The following is a 23,580-nucleotide window of genomic DNA, read 5'->3' as shown; positions in this document are numbered from 1 at the left end:
GCACTTCTCAACTCTAACTGGATTCTGTCATCACCTGGCGCTTCTCCATTTTGTTATTTTGACGAACTATCTGCTCCAGTCATCACAAACTCTACGATTAAGTAGCACTAACCAATAACATTTAAAAAGCAAATCTGAGAACTTTAAGATACTGTCCTGCTATCGTTAGGTGTGGCATAGTTTGTGCGGTGTGGTCGATTTTTCAACTACATTTGGCGCGTTTACCTTCGGTGGTGCACATTGTAGTCGGTTTATCGACTACATTGGGCATTTTTACCTTCGCTGGTGCACATTGTGGTCAGTTTTTCGACTACATTTGGCATTTTTGCCTTCGCTGGTGCACATTGTGGTCAGTTTTTCGACTACATTTGGCATTTTTGCCTTCGCTGGTGCACATTGTGGTCGGTTTTTCGACTACATGTAGGAATGATCGGCCGCAGACAATGGTGATGGTGAATCCTATCGCTATCGCCTGGCAGAATGAGCTGAAGGTATGTGGGACAAGAAGTTCCTGCGTCCGTGAAATTTCACTATGTTCCCGATGCAATGCGGGTACGATGCTTTAATTGGTGAAGTGTAAGGTTGAACGGCGTAATCTCCAACCCTTTCTCGCGAGTTAGATATTGCCTAGCTACAGTTGGGATGCAGTTAAGGTGCCCACCGCTCTATGGTGGAGCAAAGCCATAGCTAGCACCCCACAGCAAACAACAAGCCATCCCCTGCTTCCGGCGGGAATGGCTTGTCTGTTCAGGCTTAAATCGCCAGGCGCAATCACTCGCCTGTCTCCAGCTTACAGTGCTGCGATCCGCTCCCGGATGCGCGGGAACAGCCCGAAGGCATTCTCGTAGAATACCTTCTCATGATGCTGCTCAGGGACGAGCCGGCGGACGAACTCGGCGTACAGGTCGATCGGCGCAAGCGGCCAGTCGGTGCCGAACAGCATTTTCTCATAGTGGTCGGAGTATACCAGCGCCCGGCGGAAATGGTCCATGAACAGCGGCTCATTCATGAACCGTTCGAAATGCGGCCGGTCGCCGACCACAAGGCCGGAGAGATCAGCGTACACATTCGGATTCTTGGCCACCACTTCGGCCGCATCCATCACCCACGGATCGCCCAGATGGCAAATCATGAAGTTCACGCCGCGCTGCTGATATGCCAGCTCATCCACGGTCAGCGGATGCGAATACTTCAGCAAGCCGTTCATGGAATACGTATCGCCTGTATGAATGACTACCGGCACGCCGTATTTGGCGGCCAGCTCATACACGGGCCCGTAAATCGCATCGTACACGAAATGGTGATAATACCCGGCATACAGCTTGATGCCCGCCACCTCCGGCGCCTGCAGCCGTGCTTCAATCCGGTCCAGCTCAGCCGTGGCCCCAATTCCTGAGAGCTGGTTCGGATTGATGCCGACGCATTCCATGAGAAACGGCGGAACGGTCTCTTCAAGGTCGAGTCCCATCGGATTGGGGGAAGCAGAGTCGGGGAAAGCCCCCTTCGTCTGCTCCGTCACCCCCATACCGATTCCGAGGACTACATCATTCCGGGCAAATTCGACCTGAAGGCCGGCTGCACTGTAATCAACCTTGGACAGCTCTGCAGCAGTCTTGTGGAAGCTGTCGATGTCTGACAGATGAATGTGAATATCAATGATCGGCATGGCCGGGCTCCTTATCGTCGTTAGTATTGTCAGTCTTATGTTCGAAGCTTAGCTTCAAGAGGCTCTGTACATCCTCCGAATTCAGCCGGTTCTCTCCCAGGATCAGGAAGGACGGCTGCGTCCAGACGGTTTCTCCGTCCCGTATGGAAAGCCGGTGATCGATGCTGTGCTCGAATATTTGGTTGTTCACATATACGGAAGCGTGCTGGTTCGGATAGCTGTTCACCATATGCAGCATATCCTTCCGCGATACCGCTCCGGTCCGCAGGATACTTACAGGCTCAAATTCCGCCTCAACCGTTCCAAGAACATAGCTGCCTTCCTTCGGAAGCTCCATCCAGCCTTCGGAGAAGACCGGCGATGGACGGAAGTAACTGTCCGAGAGCAGCGAATAATGAGGCAGCGTCTTCCCGCTGCCATTGCTCACCGAATGCAGCACACAGAGCACCGGAACGCCGGGCAGCATGAGATAGTGCTGGTGAACGGTAATCCCTTTGTTCGCTTCATTATTCTCGACCGCGAGCGTAATCTGCAGACCTTCCCAGACATTGCCGAGGGCATCCGGCTTCTTCACCCAGGCTGCGCTTCTTGGCTCCTGCTGCCGGCTGAAGCCGCCCAGTCCGGGAATGCCCGCGCCGAGTCCGCCAAGCCAGGGATTCCACCAGGATCGCGGAGCCGGCTCCGGATAGGAGCTGTCCAGCCATTCTTCCCCTTGATGCTTCAGGGAATATAGCGCCGCTCCGAATTCCGGTGCAGCCGCAATGGATAGCACTCCGTTGCTAACCGTGTAGACGGTGCCCGCAGGACCTTCTTCCATCCGATATTCGACGGCGGATGCAGATTGCGGGAACCACAGCCCAGTGCGTTCCTGAATCCGGTCCTCTCCTCTATAGACAGCCCGGACCTTCCCGCCGGAACCTGCGGCGTCTGCCAGGTCCGCAGCTTCGGCTGGAAGCTTAAATCCCGCCGTGTGCGTATCCTGCTCCCGGGTCAGCTCAAGCTCAGCAGCCAGCTGCTCCGGGCCGCCGCCCTTTTGCACATACAGCTCGACTCTTCCCGCAAGCGAAGGCACCTTCCGATCCTTCAGCTCTGCAACCAATCCCCCAGGCGCGAACAGATTGCCGCCCCCCAACATTAATTCCAGGTGATCGTCCAGCACCGGAATGACCTTCTCCTGCCGTTGCCGGGCGAAGGCGCGGAAATCAGGCCATGCTCGGAAGGTGTTCAGTGCAAACACCACGGGCGTGGTCCGCACAGTTTCTCCGGCAGGAATCACCCCGAGCGGATGCTCCAGCCCAAACGTGTATTCCGGCCGCCGCAGCTGCAGTGAAGCGTCCCAGCAAATTCCGCAGGTATGGTTCTCTTCCTTCGTGAACAGCCAGTTCTCCGTCAGCTGGCTGCTGTCCCAGAATTCCGGATGGCCGGCATAGGCATCCTCCATGTCCACGAAACGGTCCTGGTAGGGCAGGATCAGCCTTTTGCCGAAGAAGCCGAAGTTCATCATCGTATACACTTGCCCGTGCGTAGCCGCAGCGCCGGTATTGCAAACTTCATTATGGAACCTGACAATTCCATTTGCAGAGAGCGCAACCACGGACTTGAGTGTAAGTCCCGGGAATTCTTCTGATTCATAGAGGGCTGTAAGCAGCTGGTCCTCTCCTTCGGTATAGATCCGCACTTCCTTGGCCCGCTTCTTGGAGAATTCTTCGGCGAACGGCTTGCCCAGCCGCGGAAACGCCCACCAGAAGCTATGGCCGGAGCCGGGATATTCGATCCACATCCCGTTATCGAGCTTGCTCATATGCAGCGAGTAAGCGCCATTAACGGCGACCCATTGGTCACCGTGTTCCCCGCCGAAGCGGCCGAGCATGCCTTTCATCAGCACCGACAGCTTGCTGGTGAACGTGAACGGCTTCTGACCGGAAGGAACGGCTGTCACCGTAACCTCTCTGGAGTAGAGGCCGAAGGTCCGCAGTGTGTAGGGAACAGGAAGAGACATTTTGCCCTGAGCCGGAAGCGTAAAGCTTACGGACCGGCTTCCCCACTGCACGAACTCTTCCTCCGGCAGTTCAAAGGTAAATTCCGCATCCCATGCGAAATTATTCTCCACATTCAGGTACAGTTCCGCCGGAATACCCGGATACTGCTCCCTTACCGGCAGTTCCATCGTCATCTTAAGCGGGAATTTCGGAGCCACCCCGATCCGGAACTGCGCCTGCCTGCCGCCAATAAGCCAATTACTCTTGACCACCGGATGGGTCTTCTTCTCATTCGGCTCCTCGGTTACCGGATCAAGTTCAAACGAACCCTCCACAAGCAGTGATTCTCCGGGTGCCAGCGTATAAGCAACCGACAGCTCAAACCGGATATTCTTGTCGTTCTCCCCCTGGATCGCAATCGGCAGCTCTGCCGCAGAGCGGTTCTTGATGCGATAGCGCACCTCATAGTTGGAGCCGAACACCAGATCATGTTCGTCAATCTCTGTGGAGATTTCAAAATCCGGCGTATCGAGCGCAGTCAGTCCGCGGCCGCTCTTCTCGAACTCCGCCCGTACAGCCAAATCTCCCTTGCGCCAAGTGTAGTCGAGGAAATCAAAGCCCCGCTCCCGGCGGCCATCCGGCTGGATGGGCACCTCGCGTGTGCTGTCGGCATACCAGTCCAGCTCCGTGAAATAAGGAGCCAGCGCTTCCGTCTGCAGCACGGTAGGAATAAAGTTCATCAGATGAACATAGCTGTCATTCTTTTCCCAGAAGAATCCGCACTTCTTATACATGGGCACCGCCTTGGTATTGCCTGCCCAGGTGAACAGGTCAAGCCGCGGCCAGCCTGCTTCAACGGTAGTGCGGACGGCATGCAGAATCAGGTTGCGGCCTACCTTGTGGCCGTGGTAATCGGGCCGGACATTCAAGAGCGGGACATATAGCGCGCCTTCATCCTGGCGGTAATGGGCAAAGCTGCAAAAGCCGACCACATCTTGCCCGGCGACGGCGAGAAACACATGCAGATTGGAGGTGGTCTCCATCTCCCGGCGTACGCTGTCTTCCGTTCGTTGTCCGGTACCGCCGCCCCAGCTCTCGCTGCTGCGGTTCCACATCTCTGCGACCGCCCCGGCGTAGGATGGATCGTATTCTACTATGCGGATCAGATCCACAGTGGTATTGGCTGTCATAAATTCATCTCCTTCATCACAAAAAATCACGGGTACGATATCTTTAACGGCGAGACATTAGCCCTATAAGTTAATATTATACAATTAATTGGAAGACAGCCGCGAGGGAACAAACGCTTATAAATTAAAAATGACCAAAGCCCTGCCCGCTCTGCATATAGAAACAGCGGCAGCCTTGAACCAAACAATGGTCCTGGACTTCCGCTGTTACACCGGTCTGTGTCCTCCGGCCGATTAGGAGAATATCCGGTGCTTCCGGTGCTTCCGGTGCTTCCGGTGCTTCCGGCGCTTCCGGCGCTTCCGGTACCCGGAACGCCGAGTATTCCCCGGTCTAGTTCAACACGCCGGATTTACCCGCCGGTGCCCCGCCCAGGCCGGCCTTCTGTTCCGCCTCCGGCCCCGGCACTCTCATAAGCAGAACAAGGCCGATTACGAACAGGATGATTAGACTGAAGACGCCGATACTGGTATTGCCGGTGAGCTGCGCCGTTAATCCGACCAGCAGCGGCCCCAGAATCGAAGCGAATTTGTCAAAGATGTTATAGAACCCGAAGAACCGGTTCGCATTCTCCTTGGGTACGAGCCGCGCGAAATAAGCCCGGCTCAGCGCCTGTATGCCGCCCTGCGAAGTGGCGACCAGCATGGCCAGCACCCAGAAGTCGAATGTAGACTTCATGAAGTAGGCGTAGATACAGACGACGATATACACGCTGATCCCGACGTACAGCATGGTTTTGCCTGAGAACCGGTCAGCCAAACGTCCGTACAGAATGGCAAACGGGGCGGCGACAACCTGGGTGACGAACAGAATAATGAGCAGGTCCGTCGAGCCGATCCCCAAATCCGTTCCATAGGCGGTGGACATCGTGATGATTGTTCCGACGCCGTCGATGTAGAAGAAGTATGCCAGCAGGAACAGGAAGATCGTGCGGTGCCGCCGGATTTGCTTCAGCGTGTCGATAAGGCTCCTGAAGCTGTTCGCCACAATCCGCGGCTCGCGCTTCATATAATGCGTTTGGCGCACATTGTACAGCATCGGCAGAGTGAAGATCCCCCACCAGACGGCCGTGATGAAGAAGGCAATCCGGCTCGCCGCCGTGACGGAGATCGGCAGCACCTCCTGCTGCGCCAGCAGAATAACCGCGATACTGATCATAAACGGAATCGTGCTTCCGATATATCCGATAGCAAAGCCGCGGGCGGACACCTTATTCATCCGCGAATCGTCGGTGACATCCACGAGAAAGGCGTCGTAGAACACATTCGAGCCCGCCGACCCGATGGCGATGAGCATATAACCGGCGAGCAGCAGCTGCCAATTATCATGCGGAATAAACGTAAGCAGCGCAGTAGCGGTAACGCCAAGCAGGCTGAAGAAGGCGAAGAAGCTTTTTTTGAACCCTTGATAATCGGCTATTGTGCCCAGAATCGGACCCAGCATAGCGAGAATAAAGGTTGAAACCGCCACGGCATAACCGAGATAGGCCGTAGAATCTGCAGCGTTCACCCCTGCTCCTTCAGCCGCCGCCTTATAAAAGAGCGGAAACACTGCCGTCGAAATGACGATAGAATAGGCCGAATGGCCCCAGTCGTACATCATCCAGCTTTTTTCTTCTTTCGAATAGGTACTGCGCATCAGCTAGTCCTCCTGTATGAATTCTTACTTTTACCGTAGATCCATACAGGTAGTATAAGACCTGAAGTAGCGGACACTTCGCGATGTTTGTAAAAAATGTCCGGCATGCGGAAATCTAAGGAGTGATCAGTGCACGTCACGGCTTGTCTTTTTCAACTCGTCGATAATTATGTCCAGCCGGAGGATCACTTCCTCATCTTTCTTCAGCTGTTTTTTAAGCGCACCTTCGATAGCCAATGGACCAACAATTATGAATACTAAGAGAAATAAAATCAGAACCAGAACCGCCCTCCACCCTCCTAATGTAATTAATTGGATTATAATTCATACCAAAAATTATTTAAACTGTTCTTCCACTACACCCCCTTCCAGTTTACTGGTAAATTGAATAATAAAGCCGTGTTGCGGCTATTCAGACGTTAGTATTGAGGAGGAATACCTGTGAATGAAAGCATAGTGAAGCAATTGAACCGGAAGAACGAACAATTCATCAACATGGTCATCGAGCGGGCAAAACGCGATTTCCCGGAGGATATTGCCATCATCGGGCTGACCGGCTCGTTCGCAACGGGTGATTATCATGAGAAAAGCGATCTGGATCTGATTATCATCAACAATACAGACAACGGCTGGAACATCTCCGCCGGCTTTATCCTGGAGGATGTCGGTTACGATATTTACTGTACGCCGTGGGATTCGCGCATTGAAGCACAGGCAAGACTCGAAAGCCCGATGGTATCCAGTCTGACGAATATGAAGATTCTGTACAGTGCCAAGCCGGAGGATTTGGAGCGGCTCAAGGCCTACCAGCAGCAGGCCCTGAATGAACTGTCCAAGCCTGTGGGCGCCGCCTCACTGGAAAGAGCCCTGCCCTTCATCAACAACGCTAAACAATTCTATGCGGATGCCATGCTGGCGGATGAACTCGGCGCGGTTCGCTATGCGGCGGGAAAGCTTTCTTTTGAAGTAATGAACGCTATAAACTGCCTGAACAACAGCTGCTTTCAGCACGGCTACAAGCGGTATCTCGAAGAGCTGCGGCCGCTGACATTTGTACCGGAGGAATTTGAAAAGACTTATATGGACATCGTAAACGCCCAGTCGGCCGATGCGATCAGAAGCGCTGCTCTGGTATTATTGAAAGGTGCCGTCACCCTTTATACGCAAATGGATACTGAACTGGTAGAGCATCCAATCCCCACCTATGACAATCTGAAGGGCACTTATGAAGAGCTGTGGAGCAATGTGCGCAATAAAGTCATCAATAGCACACGGATCAAGGACAAATCCTATGCCTTCCTCACCGCCGTCAGCGGGCAGGAGTTTCTGGATGAGATGCAGCTATACAAGGGAACCCCGCGATTCGATGTCATGCAGCATTTTGCCGCCGATGATCTGGACACCTTCCGGGACCGCTTTATGGAGATCATGGAGAGATATCTGGAAGAGTATAAGAAGGTCGGGCGTGAGGCGGTACGTTACGATTCTTTTGAAGAATTATATGAAGCTTACATGGGATAATTAGTGCACACACGCTTAACGGTCCCAAACTTGCATAAACGCACGTTTATCCAGGGAATCTATGAACCGATTTTCATAATATAATTAGGTCTCCCGGAGAGGTGCTATTTGCAGGAATCAGGGGTAATCTTATGTAGTTGATTCTGGAAGCCGGATTGTAATAAAATGAATAAATTAAATAGAGAAAAATATAGAAAAGGATGCGCATACCAAATGGGGTTGAAGGATGTACGGACTCTCGGTAAGAGAGGAGCCGCAATACTGTTTTTTTCTGTCATTATGCTGGTGAAAAGTTATTTTGCCTGGTACTACCTGTTTGAAGACGGACCCACCTGGAGCACGTGGCTGAAGGAGATTCCTTTTGTGCTCATTATCTTCTGTCTGATCGAGTGGTTCGCTCCGAAACGGAAGATTCATATTTACATGCTGGTCAATCTATTAATTACCATTCTGTTCTTCTCCTTGATTATCTATCACAACCATTTCGGCATTATTGCCACGTCGCAGGTCATTGGTCAGGCGAAGCAGGTCGGCGCTGTGAAAAAGAGTATATTCGCCGTCGTACATCCGCAGTATCTGCTGCTGTTTGTGGATATTGTTGTAATGAGCCTCATTATGTTCAGCCGCAAGAAGGCGCTTGGCTGGAAGAAAGCGATGTCCCGCCCAAGCAACCGCAGAGTGGTCGCCGCCCTCTTTTGTATCTCACTGGCCATCTGCATGATGAATATTTTTCCGAACAAGGCCAGTATGAACGAGACCGTCCAGGCCGAGCAAATGGGCATTCTGAACTACGAAGCCTACGCCCTGCTAGCGGACGACGAGGAAGAGCCTGTCGAATTCTCCGAGATTACGCAGACGCTCATCAATGACACCAAGGGCATACAGCCGCAGGTTAGTCCGGTCCTGTTCGGCAGCGCCAAAGGCAAGAATCTGGTGATTATCCAGTTGGAATCCTTTCAGAACTTCCTGCTTCATCTGTCGATCGACGGCAAGGAAATTACGCCCAATCTGAACAAGCTGGCGGACAGCAGCATGTACTTCCCGCGCTTCTTCCAGCAGGTCGGCCAAGGCAATACTTCCGATGCGGAGTTTATTGTTAACACATCCTTCTATGTTCCGCCGGATGGCCCGGCCACCGATATTTACGCCGGCAAAGAGCTGCCGAGCTTACCGAAGCTGCTGGAAGCCGAGGGCTATGATACCGCCACCTTCCACACGAACGAAGTGGACTTCTGGAACCGCGGGGAGCTGTATAAGGCGGTAGGTTTTAACCAATTTTACGACAAAGCCTACTATGGCGAAGACGACACCATCTTCTATGGCGCTTCCGACGAAGTGCTGTACCGGAAGACGGCGGGCGAGCTGGCCCGGATGGATGCGGCAAGCAACCCTTTCTACTCTCACGTTATCTCCATGTCGGCACATAACCCGTTCACCATTCCGGAGAATAAGTACCAGATGACGCTGCCGGAGCGATATGAAGGTACCTTCGTAGGGAATTACATCCGTGCCCAGAATTATGCCGATTACGCCCTGGGGCAATTTATTGCCGAACTCAAGGAGAACGGCGTATGGGACAACAGCCTGGTCGTGCTGTACGGCGATCATCGCGGACTGCCGATCTTCTCGCTGAAGGATGACGATAAGGTGCTGCTGGAGGAAATTCTGGGGCATGAATACACGGAGCGCGATCTGATCAACATTCCGCTGATCATCGCTTCGGCAGGTGCCCAGACCCCGAGTGTGCAGAATTCACTGGGCGGTCAGGTCGACATTCTGCCGACAGTTGCCAATCTGCTGGGTGTTTCGCTGGATAACCATATCCACTTTGGCCAGGATTTATTGAACCAGACTTCGTACAACCTGCTGCCTCAGCGTTACTATCTGCCGACCGGCTCCTTCGTCAACAACGAAGAGCTGTTCCTGTCCGGCAGCGGCTTCGAGGACGGCCAGCATTACACCCTGTCCGGCGACGGTGAGGGGCCGCTGCAATCCACCGAAGATGAATTCAACCGGGCGCTGGAGCTGCTCCGCCTCTCCGACAGCTATGTCACGCAATTGCCGGACCGGGAAATGCCGGAAGAGTAAGCTGCAATCACCTGAGACGAAAGTCATATCAACAAGCCAGTCCAGACCTCTCGAGGAGGCGGACTGGCTTGTTTTATTTCTACTGCGGTTGATAATCTGAATAACAGTTCAAACAGCTCTTCTATGTCATCTCCAAGCAACAGATGACCCTAATAAAAATAACATTTTGATAATTTAATTATATAATTAGCATTGCAATCCACCCTATTTTTCATAAATACAAAGGATTTGATCAATTTTCATGCCATTTTATGTACTTATCGCTAAATTGTATAAAATAGTTATACTTATTCGCCCTAACTAAATGCTAATATAATAACGATAATTGAAAGCGCGAACATATATGTTTCTCCTGATCTTCCCGGTATAAGGAGGTGGATGCAAGCAATTTCCGGAGGACAGGGGTTTACATAAAACTAATCAAGATGGGGTGGTATTTGGTGAAATTGCGCAAGTGGTCGATGGTATTGGCAGTATTCTTCCTGGCGTTCTCGGCAGTTGGATGGGTTCCGGACAGGGCACAAGCGGCAAGCGGTTTTTATGTAAGCGGAACCAAGCTGATGGATGCTACGGGAAAAGCATTCGTGATGCGCGGTGTGAACCACGCTCACACCTGGTATAAGGATCAGCTGGCTACAGCCATTCCTGCCATCGCCAAGACTGGAGCCAATACGGTCCGGATTGTGCTCGCGAACGGCAAGAAATGGTCCCTGGATGATGTGAATGCCGTCAAGAATATTATCAGCCTCTGCGAGCAGAACAAATTAATCGCCGTCCTGGAAGTGCATGACGCCACAGGCAGCGACAGTCTCTCCGATCTGGACGCTGCTGTGAATTACTGGATCAGTATTAAGAGCGCACTGATCGGCAAAGAAGACCGTGTCATCATCAATATCGCCAACGAATGGTATGGCACCTGGGACGGGGCAACCTGGGCCAGCGGTTATAAGCAGGCTATACCGAAGCTGCGGAATGCCGGGCTCACGCATACACTGATGGTGGATTCGGCAGGCTGGGGACAGTATCCCGCTTCCGTCATCAATTATGGCCCGGAGGTGCTGAATGCCGACACGCTCAAGAACACGATGTTCTCGATTCATATGTACGAATATGCCGGCGGGAATGCCGCTACTGTCAAAGCCAATATCGACGGCGTACTGAACAAGAACCTGGCGCTGGTCATCGGTGAATTCGGCGGGCAGCACACAAACGGCGACGTGGACGAAGCCACCATTATGAGTTATTCCAGGGAGAAGGCCGTCGGCTGGCTGGCCTGGTCCTGGAAGGGCAACAGCAGCGATCTGGCTTATCTCGATATGGCCAATGATTGGGCAGGCAGCTCACTGACCACCTTCGGTAACGCCGTCGTGAACGGCAGCAATGGCATCAAAGCGACTTCTGTATTATCCGGCGTCTTTGGCGGGGGTGGCTCGAATCCGGGTAACGGTTCGGGTGGTACGGCAACGACGCTGTACGATTTCGAAGCGGGTACGCAAAGCTGGTCAGGAAGCGGCATTTCCGGCGGACCCTGGACCACTGGCGAATGGAAATCCACAGGTGCAGCCGCTTTGAAAGCGGATATCCAGCTATCTGCCAACTCTGCTCATAGCCTGTTCTTAACAGCCAACCATAATCTATCCGGCAAAAGCACGCTGAAAGCAGCGGTAAAGCATGCGAGCTGGGGCAGCTTCGGAAGCGGACTTTCAGCCAAGCTGTACGTGAAGACCGGCTCCGGATGGACCTGGTATGACAGCGGGGCAACTCCGATTGGCGCCTCGGGCGGCACCACATTGACGCTGTCCCTGGGCGCGATCCAAAGTCTCTCCGATGTCAAGGAGATCGGGGTGGAGTTCCGGGGCTCCGCCGGCAGCAGCGGGCAATCCGCTATTTATGTGGACAGCATAACCGTACAATAGTCACTTCATCAGCCGCCGTACGATGTACTGCCCCCGAGAAATGCCAGAGGAGCCGGGACTTCCGGCTCCTCTGGCTCTGTTCGGGACACGCTGGCAAGGAGCTTGACCAAGCGGAGAGGACAGAACGACCCGCGTTAAAGCGGCAGCGTTCGTCTTTGTCTCATCTGGAGAGCACAGCGATTGGTACGACGGTCCATTCACGCAGCATCCACCCAAGCGCTCACGTTGATCCTACTCCAATAAAAGAGCCGTCCCAAGCAGCCATTTCATGGCTTTTTGGGACAGCCCCATCTAAAAGAACGATGTGATGAGTTCGTTTACAGCTCACTCAGGAACTGGAAAATCCGGTCCGGCAGACCCGGCAGCCCTTCATGCCCGAAGTCGGGATACACCTCGGTTTGAACCGGCGATTCAATCTTGTTGACGGCAGCAAATTGGGTAGACGGCGGACAGATACTGTCCATCAGCCCGACTCCATACAGCACTTCGGCGCGAATTCGCGGCGCCAGATGCTGGATGTCGACATACCCCAGCTTCGTAAACACTTCTTTCTCCCGCTTATGCTGCGGATCAAACTTCCGGAAATACTCCCGCAGCTCTCCGTATGCATCCTTGGCCAGATCCATTTCCCACACACGCTTGTAGTCACTCAGGAACGGGTACACCGTTGCCGCCCGTTTGATTCGCGGCTCCAGCGCCGCGCAGGCAATCGTCAGCGCACCGCCCTGGGACCAGCCCGTCGCACCGACGCGGTTCTCGTCCACCTCTTCAAAGCCCATGACGATTGCAGCCAATTGTGCGGTATCCAGGAATACATGGCGCATGAGCAGATTGTCCGCCGCATCGTCCAGGCCACGGATGAAATGCCCCTGGAACGTATTGCCTTTATGGCCGCCGCTGTCCTCAGACAAACCTCCTTGTCCGCGCACATCCAGCGCAGCATAGGAGAACCCGAGGGCGGCAAATTGAAGTTTGTCCTGCCAATCCCCTGAATCCCCGCTGTAGCCGTGGAATTGCAGCACCGCCGGATGAGGGGCAGCCGTCCCCTTCGGACGGATATACTTGGCATGCACCCGTGCCCCCCGCACCCCGGTAAAATATAAATCAAAGCATTCCGCATACGGCGCCTGAAATTCGGACGGAATCAGCTCCACCTGCGGGTCGGTTGCTCTCATCTCCTCCAGCGCGGCTTCCCAGTAAGCATCGTAATCCGCCGGCCGCGGATTACGGCCCTGATAGGCTTTCAGTTCGTGTAACGGCATGTCCAGCATCGGCATCTTCGCAATCACTCCATAATATGTATTTGCCGTCTGCTCGCACAGACGGCCTCAGCATACCTACCATATCAGGAATCGGGACCAGAGACAACGCATATTCCAGCGGGACTCAGCGCATGATCTGACATCTCCTATGATTTGCTATGCCTTCTACTGTCCTCGACAGGCCAGGATTACAGCCCGATGTGTCCCGTTGCCGACCGGGTTGCCTTCATAATCCCCATAGACCGTCACTCCGGTGAAGCCGGCATCGCTCAGCCAGCCTTCCACCTGGGCAAGCGTCGGAATATGCTTGCTCCAGGAGCGCTCCGCTACATATCGCTCACCGCTGCTGAACAGCAGCTCGGTGCGACTCTTTCCGGACGCGACCTGTGAACCGGAATCGTATACCGAATCCAGTGCGGTTATCCGTCCGTAGGTGCCGAGACTGCCTGTACCCTCGAATTGGACCCGCTCGCCCTTGCGGGTAAAGGCGCTGACAGGATCGGCGAACAGATTAAAGTCGAGTAAGAGCATCCCGCCCGGCACCAGGCAGGCTGCCGCTTTCTGCAGGAAGAGCCGCTGCGCCTCCTGGTAATCCAGCTCCGTCTCAATGTTAATCATGATGTTGCCGGCCAGAATAACGGCCTCATACCCGCTTCCCCAATCCGCCAGAACGGCGTCAGCGTGATAACTGTTTAGATTGTCCAAGGTCTCTGCACGGATGGAGAGCCGCTCAAGCATCGCCTGATCTCCATCAAATCCCGTTACCCTATGCCCCGCTTCGGCCAGCGGAATGGCAATCCGTCCCCCGCCGCAGCACACTTCAAGCACCTTCAGCGGGCGCTCGCCCAGCGCCTTGACGATAAACGCTACATCATCGGTCTGAATCTCTTTCTGCTCGTAAATTTCGGCATACCAACGCTTAATATAGTAATTCTGATCATAATCTTGCTTCAACTTGTTCCCTCCAGTTAGATCGGGAGGTTTACGCCAGGTGCCTCCCTGTGTTGAATTTAGCAGCAGCACTAATAATAATAGTTTGGGTCTGCATCATCGTTATCACCCTTCCATTGAGTTTCAAATAGTATATCTCACGTTACTCTACCGGCACGTTGCCAATCGTCACAGCCTTGGTATATTTGGCGGTGCTGTTCAGCCGCAAGCGCATGCTGGCGGCGCCGGAGACGCCTGGATTCAGCTTGACTGTCAGGACCCGGGAAGCTACGCCGCTCGCATTGGCCGTTAAGGCAAAGCTTGAACTGTAGCCATAAGAAGCGGGCCACGAACCGTCGCTGTTACGTACCTTGGCCACCTGGGTGCCCGATGAGGTGTAAACGCCCAGGCTGTAACCGGAGGTGGTCTGGCCCGCCGTCAAGCCGGTAACAACAACCTCCACGGTGAATTCGTATTGATTAGGCAGCGTGGCCTGGTGAATGAAGGTGAACGGCCCCGGAGCTGTAACAGCACCATAAGAGCCGGTCTTGAAGGTGGACGGCTCATACCACTTGTACCCGCTCGCCGGTGCAGCCCAGGGTTCCGGCTGCGGTTCGGCGGAGCTGGCCGGCGTTTCCCAGCTGTAGAGCGGGGTCGCCGTATCCAGTGTCAGACCGGAAACGGCGGATAGCGAGGTATAGCTCTCCGGGGTTGCCAGCCAATGGACCAGATTCAGCAGCAGTGTGGCATCGTCCGCCTCTTCATAGCCGTCGTATGTCGTTTTGGTGCCACCGGTTTCTTCCCGCTTGTACTTCGGTGTGGCATCCTCAACGGGGGAGGAATCGCCGATGAAGCCGGCCTTTCCGGCGCCTACCTTGGCAATAGCCACATAAGGGCCTTCCGCTACTCCGCCGCCGTTATATACGCCCTGGTCCACGGCGTTGGCCCAGGCAGCCGTCGTCGCCGGCAAATAGACAATTCCCTTCGCCTTCGCCGGGTTCGTAATCGCCAGAGTCGAACCGGCATGCATAGCGACGGACGATACGCCGCTGGTAATGTTAAAGGCCTGCGCCGGGGTGACGATAGTATTGGCCGTAACATCCCCGATGGCATTGTAACGGAAGCGCACGCCGAAATTCGCCGCAAGCCAATCGGAGCTGGCCACACCGGACAATGCACCGGAACCGGCTTCCTCACTGCTCATCCCCAGCGCCGGATTCGCCCAGGCTCCCCGGCGGTAGCCGTTGAAGACCTCCGAAGCGTCCCAGCGGTTCTTATTCCGGTCGGCATTGTAATGGTCGCTGATGAAGAAGAGACTGCCGCCGGACTGGACATAGCTCAGCAGCGCAGACTGCTCCGAGGTCTTGTACGGAATGTTCGCTTCCGGAAGGATGAAGACGTCATACCCGCTCAAGTCTGCCAACGTTATCGGGGTGCTCTTGCGCAGCTCTTTTACATAATAGCCGATGGAAGCCAGTCCGTTCGCGAAATCCGAGAAAGCGCCGTCGATGACCCAATCCGCCGCCCCGGCGGTTTGCGCATGGGTGTTGTCGAACAGAATCTTTTTGCCGTTCGGGACAGACGGTGTTATGCTGGGCGCCGGGTCGGCCGGCCCCTCCGCACTGACCTGCGCCGGCGGTAATCCAACTGAGGTGATCAGCATTGCCGCAATCCCCAAGCTCCACCAGATTGTACGTAACGGGCGTGAGCGATGAGCCATGTTCATTCCTCCACTCTTTCTATGAATTGGTCAGCTAAGCTGAGCAAAGAATAACATAGAAACATTTGGAAGAATATAGATTTTTACTATTTTTTACTATGCTCTAATCATTTTTATGCATGCTTTACAATCCAGAGGGGCGAAATGCCGAATATTTTACTCAACAAGCTAGGAAATGGCGCTGCCGCCAATGATTCCCCGGATATACTCTGCCAGCTCATCCGCCGTCTTCCGGTGGGCCCGGACACCCGGATGACTCCGCGCTCCTGCCGTATCTGCGGTCATATTGGGAAGCTGGAACACCGTAACCTTCTTGTCCCCAGACTCTCTGATGTAAGCGTCGACAGCCCGGTAGATCGCCGGCATCATGGGAAGTCCCAGCATGCCGTAAGCCCAGATGATCTGCGCGCGGCTGTTATATTGCCGAAGCTGATGCAGGAACCGCACCGCAGCAGCTTCGAACGCCGCCAAATCTGCCGGATGGAACGAACCGTCTTCATTCAGCCGCTGTTTGTGCGTCTCCCCGGTGATTTCATCCTTCCACGCCGGTGAATAGAAAGCCCCTCCGTCATTGGTCCCCAGATTGACCACTACCACATCAGGCTGCCAGGCGTCAAAATCATTCTCTTCATGTGCCCCAAGCGCCTTATGCTTCTCGCCGGTAAGCAGACCGCATACCTTTCCGTAGCCCTCCGGAATGTTGCCGTGCGGGTTGTTGTCCCAGCTAGTCAGCACCCCCCAGCCGCTCTGCGAGATGACCCGGTAATCGGCATTCAGGGCTTCCGCTGTCATCGCGGTGTAGTTATGTATGGCGCTGAACCACATCGGAATCCAATCCTCTTCCACGGAAGCGCCGATGGCTCCCTCCCCTGAGGTAATGCTGTCACCGATAAATTCGATTTTGCAGGGCTTATCCGTAACCGGGAGGAATTCTCCATCTGACTTCACGGCATGAATTTGCAGCGAGCATACGGGATCGGCGCTCATCGGCTGCACATCTTTTACAATGCGTATATTCTTCGGCACGTCAGGATTCATCCCGCGGAATACGCAGATCCAGTACCGTCCGGCAGGCAGCATTTGTCTGCTTACAGGTACAGCGTTAACCAGAACGCTGATCCACGGCTCGTAGAGATCATAGTCCGCCTCTATTTCGATCCACAGCTCGCTTCCGGTCACATTCATCTCCAGCGCACTGCCGGTCCAGAACAATGTCAGGGGACTGCGGCTGGCCGTCGTTCTGCCGTGAACCTTCAAATTCGTAAGTCCGGATAATGCATGCGTTTTCAATTGTAGATTTCTCTCCACATTATTTCCTCCTCATCAACCTTATGACTCCTCTATTATACCAGTGAGCAGGCCGGTAAAAGAGAGCATTTCCCTCTGCTATTCCACCTGTGCTCATTCCATGGCATGGAAGTATTCACGAAACGATCATATTTATATAGAATTTATTTACATTTTTGGCGAATCTATCTTCACAAACCAAAACAATGATAGTAGAATAGCAAATTAATAGAGCTATTATACATTATTATCCAATTCCTTGAAGGGAGTGATGCTTTCCGCAGCCCTCAGAGTGCAAGTAAACCGTTGTCCTGTCGCCCAGCCGCCACCAAAGATTGCTCCCCAGGCTCAGTCAGAGTTAATGCCTACAAGAATTTTTTATGTTTAATCCCAACTATTTCGATCGGAGGAATATTATTTATGAAAAAGAAAGTAGCTTCTCTTCTTGCAGGCATTTTGGCCTTTGGATCATTCGCATCCATCGGAACTGCGGCCGAAACCGAGGATCTGAACGCTCCCGCTGAGCTGTTCACCGAATCCGCTCCTATCTCTATTACGGGCCAATCCTGGAAAACACCGGCAGGCGTCAGTTCGGACGAGACGGTCTGGACTTATCTGGAGAGTGTGAAAGGGAACCTTAAGGTCAGCGCCCAGGACAATGTCCGCAGCCAATTCAAAATCAAAGAGCAGAAGACCAATCAGGCTACCGGCACCAAGCATTACCGGCTGGCCCAGACCATCGGCGGTATCCCGGTCTACGGCGCTGACCAGACCCTCCATGTAGACAAGAACGGCAACGTTACCTCCCTGCTGGGCAGCGTTGTACAAGATGTATACCAGAACATTCCGCAGACCTTCGCCAAGATCAGCCTGCTGACCGGCGCAGATGCGATCGCCGCCGCCGCTGCGGATGCCACCCTGGAATACGGCGCACTTGGCGAGCCGCAGGTGGCACCAAGCGCGGATCTGTATTATTTTGTACAGGATGATATCCCTAAGCTGGCCTACAAAACGGAAGTAAACGTTCTGGAACCTCTTCCGCTGCGTATCCGCTACTTCATCTCCGCCGAGGATGGCAGCGTCCTGTTCAAATACAACATCCTGCAGGATGTAACGGCTACGGGTCCCGGGGTGTTCGGCGACACCAAGACCTTCCAGACCCGGTTATCCGGCTCCACCTACCAGCTCTATGACAGCACCCGTGGCAAAGGTATCGTCACTTATACAGCCAAGAACAAGACCTCTTTACCGGGCACACTGCTGACCAGCACCAATAATACCTGGACCGATGGCGCCGCAGTGGATGCCCATACGTATGCAGAGCGGGTGTATGACTATTACCTGAGCAAGTTCGGGCGCAACAGCCTGGACGGCAACGGGCTGCAGATCAAATCGACGGTTCATTACTATACCAAGTATAATAATGCCTTCTGGAACGGTACCCAGATCGTCTTCGGCGACGGAGACGGCGTAACCTTCGCACCGCTCTCGGGCGATCTTGATGTAGTCGGCCATGAGCTGACCCACGGGGTTACAGAATATACCGCCAATCTCGAATACTACGGCGAGCCGGGAGCACTTAACGAATCCTTCTCCGACATTATCGGTAATTCGATTGAAGCCGACAGCTGGCTGGTCGGGGATGACATTTACACACCGGGCGTAGCGGGAGACGCACTGCGTTCGCTGTCCAATCCGACGCTGTACGGCCAGCCTGACAAGTATGCCAACCGTTACACCGGCTCCAGCGACAACGGCGGCGTGCATACCAACAGCGGTATCAACAACAAGGCATTCTATCTGGTAGTCCAGGGCGGCACTTTTAACGGCCAGACGATTACCGGCATCGGCCGCGACGCTGCGGTACAAATCTATTACAATGCACTCGTTAACTACCTCACCACTTCATCCAATTTCTCGGCGGCACGGACGGCGCTGATCCAGTCGGCAACCGAGCTGTACGGTGCCGGATCGGCCCAGGTCACTGCAATCACCAAGGCTTATACCGCAGTGGGCGTGAATTAAGCTACTGTTCCTTGGGAACCGGAAGTACTTAAGCCATACAAAGACGCGTTCCCCGTTGCTGGGGAACGCGTCTTGATGTGAAGAGCACGATTTATATAATGAAACGTTATTCCGTATACCCGAAGCCCAGAATCGTAAAGCATTTCTCCTCTTCGCCGGGCGCCATGCGGATCTCAATCCGGTGCTCCCTCCGCTCCTTATGCTGAAAGAGAATGAGCGGATTGCAGTGGGTCCAGTTGTTCTCGTGGGGATCCGCAGTTCTAAACAAAACACCGTCCACGTAGATGTCCGCCCGTCCGAAGGCTGTGCTTCCGGAATCTTTGTAGACCAGAACCAGATTTCGCGCGGAAATCGTCAGCTTGAAGCTGTCACGGCCGGAGACGGGGGTATGCATCCAGTTATACGGAAATTGCGGCGTGCCGTCCGGATGATCGTCCATTTCCACCATCTGCAGCTCCGCATCGGTTTCCGTGAATCCTCCCGAATCTATCACGGCGCAGCTGCCGGTATCTCTACGGTCGATCAGGCGGATACCGGCGTAATCATTGCCGATTACCGGCTCCTGGTCCAGACGGATATCCTGCTCATCCAGCGGCCATTTGGCGGCTTCGGTGAACAGGTGGACCAGGCAATCAGCCATCACCCGGTGACCGTCCGTAGTGGGATGATAGCTGTCGTAGAAGAACTGTCTTTTGGAAATGAGATTGCCTTCCTGCTTCGATAACCGGAACTGCGGTGTTACCGCATCCTTGATGCTCACCATGGGCAGCTGGTAATGATACCCGACGGGAGACAGCCGCTCCTGCAGGTTCCAGTCGTTCACAAACACACTGAACAGCAGAATCACGGCAGGCTGGTGGGCTGCGGACAGGATTTTGAGACACAGGCTTTCATAGCAGTTGCCCTTCGTTTCATCGCCTGCATCGTTCACTGCGAACTCCACCACCACAATATCCGGCGTAATCGCTCCATCCCGCGTAATGTCCCGTTCATAGCGGATCACCCCAAGCTCCGATGGCGTTCCGCCTACACCGGCTTTCACGAACCGTATATGATCCCGGCCCTCAGGATCGAACATCTCCTTCAGCCGCGAATAGGATTGGTAAGCATAGCAGCCCGTATGAATCGGCTTGGCTCCCGCCCCTTGGGTAATTGAGCCGCCGATATAGGCGATCGTCATCTCTTCGCCGCGGTCCGCCTTGTCCAGCGCCAGCTTTAGGCGGCGGTTGTTACCCGCATGCAGCAGGGATTTCGCAATCATCGCCTGATATTCCGGCGAGCCGAACGGCACAGGCGGCTCCTTCTCCAGAACAGGCACCTCGTAGCCGTCGTTCAAGTAGAAGATCACGCTGGCTGTCCCTAACTGACCCGCCTGCTCAAACTCGAAGCCCAGCTTCCCCGGAACATCATCGTCCTCCGACCAGCGGATATCCGCCAGTCTGATGATAACCTCTGTGCCATCCCCTGGACAGGAGATGCCGAGACGGGTGCCTGTTTCGTAAATCTGCGTCTTGCCCCAGTTATGCAGCACAAAGGTGACCGCTGTGTCCGCTCTGACGCTTATCCCGATGCTGTGCACCAGCTCCCGCAGGCCCGCGCAGCTACCGAGCAGTTGCAAAATTCCTTCATCTCCGACAGCGCCGGTATATCTCGCTTTGTCCGCCAGCCGACCGTTATCTAGATAGACCTCCTGCGACGGGCTCCCCTCGCCGCGTGAGGTGGCTTCAATATCCGCTTCATAGAGCAGATAGAAGCCGCTGCGCCGCTCTTCAGGGTCTGTAGGGGCAGCCGGACCCGCTGCTGACTCCTGTGCTGACTCCTGATCTGACTCCAGCATTGTACCTTTGACGTTCTCTTCCATCTGAGACAACCTTCTTCCGAAATGTATTCGCTTACAAGTATACCGGTTCGCCGGAATGACCGGCATCCTCTATATTCTAGCAGACAATACCCGGGCCGCATCAGGTGCACAGTAAAGTAATTACCCCAATAATTACGGAAAACGGCAACAAGCCAAGAGCCGCTTGGCGGCGGCTCTTGGCTTGTGGGGACTCTGTTATTTCTTTATAACCACAACTCTATATCTCATTACGTCCGCCGCATGTAAGCCCGCACCGTAATCGGCGCAAATATCGCCACGATGACGGCGGCACCGATCAAGGAGATCACCAGGTCGCTTCCTGCTGTTCCATGGTTGACCAAATCCCGGACGGCGGTCACCAGATGCGAGATCGGATTGATCTTGGCGAACCACTGCAGCCAGCCCGGCAGTGTATCCACCGGCACATAAGCATTGGAGAGGAAGGTGAGCGGGAACAGGACAATCATCGAGATCCCTTGGACACTGGAAGCGGTGCGGGCGATGACGCCGAAGAAAGCGAAGATCCAGCTGATCGCCCAGGCGCAGCCGATGACGAGCAGGCCGGCCAGGACAACATAGCCGAGACCGCCTTCGGGGCGAAGACCCATCGCATAGCCCATGGCGAAGGTAAGCGTCGTGGCAATCGTATAGCGGACCGTATCGGCCAGCAGCGCTCCCGCCAGCGGGGCAATCCGCGCAATGGGCAGCGATTTGAACCGGTCGAATACGCCCTTCTCCATATCCTCACGGAGCTGGACGCCGGTGACAATGGAAGTGGTAATGACCGTCTGCACAAGAATGCCGGGAATGATCAGCGGGAGATAGCTCTGCACATCGCCCGATATGGCCCCGCCGAAGATATATGTGAACATTAGTGTAAAGACAATGGGCTGAAAGATGACGTCAAACAGCTGTTCCGGCGTGCGTTTCATTTTTAAAAGCCCGCGGTAAGCCATCGTCAGTGAATTGCGCACAGTTTGGCCGAAGCCTGAGCGGTTCTTGAGCCGGCGCTCGGTACCGGGTGTAATCATTGTACTCATACGTATTGTCCCTCCAGTGTGCTTGCTGCACCGGCATCCGGTGCCTGATTATGTTCCACGCCATGGCCGGTAATCGTCAGGAACACCTCGTCAAGCGTCGGCTTCTGCACGCTCATCTCGGCCAGGGAGATGCCCGCTTCGCGCAGGGCGATCAGCAGATCGGCCACCTGATCGGCATCCCCCATCGGGGCAGTGATCTTCGCGGCTTCCGCCGAGATGCCTGCCGGTGCCCGGAGCACGGCTTCCACCGTCCGGCGGGCCTGTTCCAGCTGCTGCGGATGCTTCACCCGCAAGTGCAGCGATGAGGTGCCGACGGAGGCCTTCAGCTCGTCGACGGTCCCTTCGGCCACGACCTTGCCGCGGTCAATGACGGCGACGCGGTCGGCGAGCTGGTCGGCTTCTTCGAGATACTGCGTCGTCAGAAGCACGGTAGATCCCGTACTCACCAGACGCCGGATCGTATCCCACATTTGATTACGCGTGCGCGGATCAAGTCCCGTTGTCGGTTCGTCGAGGAAGATCAGCGGCGGCTGGGCAATCAGGCTTGCGGCCAGATCCAGCCGCCGGCGCATCCCGCCGGAGAAAGCCTTGAGCGGCCGCTTCGCTGCCTCGGCCAATCCGAATTCCTCCAGCAGCTCCGCCGCTTTGCGCCGCGCATCGGCGCGTCCGAGCCCGAGCAGCCGGGAGAAAATGACGAGATTCTCCGTCGCACTGAGCGATTCATCCACCGAGGCGTACTGCCCGGTCACGCCGATCAGCTGACGGACAACATGCGGCTCCTTGGCAATGTTATGTCCGAAGATCGTTGCTGTACCCTGATCCGGCTGAAGCAGCGTTGCCAGCATGCGGATCGTCGTCGTCTTACCCGCTCCGTTCGGGCCGAGCACCCCATAGATTTTACCCGTGCCCACTTGCAGGTCCACCCCGTCGACCGCCTTGTTGTCCCCGAACACTTTTACCAGCCCGCGGGCTTCGATAGCCCATTCCCCTTTCGGCCGTGACGCCGATAATGGTTGCTTCATTCTCTATTCCTCCTACACAAACTGTTTATATCCCGAATAGTAACGGCCATTTTTAAACTGAATATAAATTCAGCAGATCTGTACAGGATCTACAGGAGAAAATGTATCTATATAAGTTGAAATTAAGATTAGCTGGATAAGGTCGAAAAGTGACTTCAGTAAATTTATGGAATTCTGTCCGCTGCCCTCTCCCGATCACCGGATGAATACCGCTAAATGCTATACAATCCGCTGGGGGCCAGATTTGTATAATTATGATGAACGATAAGCAGCCCCCTGTTCGCAGACTGTAGTTGGAAAATCGCTACTTAATTCAACCTATATGGAGCATAATCATAGACCTATATAAGTTGAACAAAAGATTAAAACCGCACGCATAATCGATCAATGACCTCATGGGAAGAGCGGTTTAGTCGCCGGATAAATTTACGGACGTG

The 23,580-nt window shown here is 54.4% G+C and carries 14 protein-coding genes; 4 read left to right on the top strand and 10 right to left on the bottom strand.

Translation table 11 applies throughout. The annotated features are described in order from the left end of the window. Nucleotides 1-790: 790 nt before the first annotated feature. The 3 genes from F1379_RS05960 to F1379_RS05950 form a co-directional block, all read right to left on the bottom strand. Complete coding sequence (locus tag F1379_RS05960) at nucleotides 791-1,666, bottom strand: amidohydrolase family protein (protein WP_150267433.1); 876 nt, start codon at nucleotides 1,664-1,666, stop codon at nucleotides 791-793. Continuing rightward, a complete protein-coding gene (locus tag F1379_RS05955; protein WP_150267431.1) occupies nucleotides 1,653-4,835 on the bottom strand; it encodes a GNAT family N-acetyltransferase in 3,183 nt (1,060 codons plus the stop codon). The genes F1379_RS05960 and F1379_RS05955 overlap by 14 nt, the downstream gene beginning before the upstream one ends. A 331-nt stretch (nucleotides 4,836-5,166) precedes the next feature. Then, nucleotides 5,167-6,471: an MFS transporter gene (locus F1379_RS05950; protein ID WP_150267429.1), complete on the bottom strand. Its 1,305-nt coding sequence runs from the start codon at nucleotides 6,469-6,471 to the stop codon at nucleotides 5,167-5,169. Between the two features lie 441 nt (nucleotides 6,472-6,912). Between F1379_RS05950 and F1379_RS05945 the strand changes: the two genes are divergently transcribed. The 3 genes from F1379_RS05945 (at nucleotide 6,913) to F1379_RS05935 (ending at nucleotide 11,996) form a co-directional block, all read left to right on the top strand. Beyond that, nucleotides 6,913-7,992, top strand: coding sequence for a nucleotidyltransferase domain-containing protein (locus F1379_RS05945; RefSeq protein WP_150267427.1), 1,080 nt, complete (start codon nucleotides 6,913-6,915; stop codon nucleotides 7,990-7,992). A gap of 213 nt (nucleotides 7,993-8,205) precedes the next feature. Then, nucleotides 8,206-10,080 carry an LTA synthase family protein gene (locus F1379_RS05940; RefSeq protein ID WP_150267425.1) on the top strand — a complete coding sequence of 625 codons (1,875 nt, stop codon included), beginning with the start codon at nucleotides 8,206-8,208 and terminating at the stop codon, nucleotides 10,078-10,080. A gap of 440 nt (nucleotides 10,081-10,520) precedes the next feature. Beyond that, nucleotides 10,521-11,996 (top strand): glycoside hydrolase family 5 protein, encoded by a 1,476-nt coding sequence (locus F1379_RS05935; protein ID WP_239004577.1) that lies wholly within the window; start codon nucleotides 10,521-10,523, stop codon nucleotides 11,994-11,996. Nucleotides 11,997-12,313: 317 nt separating this feature from the next. On the opposite strand, the gene F1379_RS05930 is transcribed toward F1379_RS05935, so the two are convergent. The 4 genes from F1379_RS05930 to F1379_RS05915 form a co-directional block, all read right to left on the bottom strand. After that, complete coding sequence (locus tag F1379_RS05930; RefSeq protein WP_150267420.1) at nucleotides 12,314-13,273, bottom strand: acetylxylan esterase; 960 nt, start codon at nucleotides 13,271-13,273, stop codon at nucleotides 12,314-12,316. Nucleotides 13,274-13,423: 150 nt separating this feature from the next. Next, complete coding sequence (locus F1379_RS05925) at nucleotides 13,424-14,212, bottom strand: class I SAM-dependent methyltransferase (protein WP_162551085.1); 789 nt, start codon at nucleotides 14,210-14,212, stop codon at nucleotides 13,424-13,426. A gap of 139 nt (nucleotides 14,213-14,351) precedes the next feature. Continuing rightward, nucleotides 14,352-15,908 (bottom strand): DNA-binding protein, encoded by a 1,557-nt coding sequence (locus tag F1379_RS05920; RefSeq protein WP_150267416.1) that lies wholly within the window; start codon nucleotides 15,906-15,908, stop codon nucleotides 14,352-14,354. 168 nt (nucleotides 15,909-16,076) lie between these two features. Then, on the bottom strand, nucleotides 16,077-17,216 hold the full coding sequence (locus F1379_RS05915) for an SGNH/GDSL hydrolase family protein (protein ID WP_150267415.1): 1,140 nt from the start codon (nucleotides 17,214-17,216) through the stop codon (nucleotides 16,077-16,079). Between the two features lie 399 nt (nucleotides 17,217-17,615). Here F1379_RS05915 and F1379_RS05910 point away from each other — a divergent pair, with 399 nt between their 5' ends. Further along, on the top strand, nucleotides 17,616-19,220 hold the full coding sequence (locus F1379_RS05910) for a M4 family metallopeptidase (RefSeq protein ID WP_150267413.1): 1,605 nt from the start codon (nucleotides 17,616-17,618) through the stop codon (nucleotides 19,218-19,220). Between the two features lie 106 nt (nucleotides 19,221-19,326). Here the strand turns inward: F1379_RS05910 and F1379_RS05905 are convergent, their stop codons facing one another. From F1379_RS05905 to F1379_RS05895, 3 genes are all read right to left on the bottom strand, one after another. Continuing rightward, nucleotides 19,327-21,081: an SGNH/GDSL hydrolase family protein gene (locus F1379_RS05905; RefSeq protein WP_338046094.1), complete on the bottom strand. Its 1,755-nt coding sequence runs from the start codon at nucleotides 21,079-21,081 to the stop codon at nucleotides 19,327-19,329. Nucleotides 21,082-21,308: 227 nt separating this feature from the next. Beyond that, complete coding sequence (locus F1379_RS05900; protein WP_150267411.1) at nucleotides 21,309-22,121, bottom strand: ABC transporter permease; 813 nt, start codon at nucleotides 22,119-22,121, stop codon at nucleotides 21,309-21,311. Continuing rightward, nucleotides 22,118-23,143, bottom strand: coding sequence for an ATP-binding cassette domain-containing protein (locus F1379_RS05895; RefSeq protein ID WP_150267409.1), 1,026 nt, complete (start codon nucleotides 23,141-23,143; stop codon nucleotides 22,118-22,120). The genes F1379_RS05900 and F1379_RS05895 overlap by 4 nt, the downstream gene beginning before the upstream one ends. Nucleotides 23,144-23,580: the final 437 nt, after the last annotated feature.

Origin of the sequence: Paenibacillus tepidiphilus, from assembly GCF_008635795.1 — a bacterium.
GTDB lineage: Bacteria > Bacillota > Bacilli > Paenibacillales > Paenibacillaceae > Paenibacillus_AQ > Paenibacillus_AQ tepidiphilus.
Note: the sequence above shows the minus strand (reverse complement) of the source record. Positions and strands in the feature narration are given on the sequence as shown.

What these genes read in the sequence shown, in the direction of transcription:
- F1379_RS05960 (WP_150267433.1), bottom strand. Translation starts at nt 1,666, where the DNA reads ATGCCGATCATTGATATTCACATTCATCTGTCAGACATCGACAGCTTC.
- F1379_RS05955 (WP_150267431.1), bottom strand. Translation starts at nt 4,835, where the DNA reads ATGACAGCCAATACCACTGTGGATCTGATCCGCATAGTAGAATACGAT.
- F1379_RS05905 (WP_338046094.1), bottom strand. Translation starts at nt 21,081, where the DNA reads ATGGAAGAGAACGTCAAAGGTACAATGCTGGAGTCAGATCAGGAGTCA.
- F1379_RS05920 (WP_150267416.1), bottom strand. Translation starts at nt 15,908, where the DNA reads ATGGCTCATCGCTCACGCCCGTTACGTACAATCTGGTGGAGCTTGGGG.
- F1379_RS05895 (WP_150267409.1), bottom strand. Translation starts at nt 23,143, where the DNA reads ATGAAGCAACCATTATCGGCGTCACGGCCGAAAGGGGAATGGGCTATC.
- F1379_RS05900 (WP_150267411.1), bottom strand. Translation starts at nt 22,121, where the DNA reads ATGAGTACAATGATTACACCCGGTACCGAGCGCCGGCTCAAGAACCGC.
- F1379_RS05950 (WP_150267429.1), bottom strand. Translation starts at nt 6,471, where the DNA reads ATGCGCAGTACCTATTCGAAAGAAGAAAAAAGCTGGATGATGTACGAC.
- F1379_RS05930 (WP_150267420.1), bottom strand. Translation starts at nt 13,273, where the DNA reads ATGCCGATGCTGGACATGCCGTTACACGAACTGAAAGCCTATCAGGGC.
- F1379_RS05940 (WP_150267425.1), top strand. Translation starts at nt 8,206, where the DNA reads ATGGGGTTGAAGGATGTACGGACTCTCGGTAAGAGAGGAGCCGCAATA.
- F1379_RS05910 (WP_150267413.1), top strand. Translation starts at nt 17,616, where the DNA reads ATGAAAAAGAAAGTAGCTTCTCTTCTTGCAGGCATTTTGGCCTTTGGA.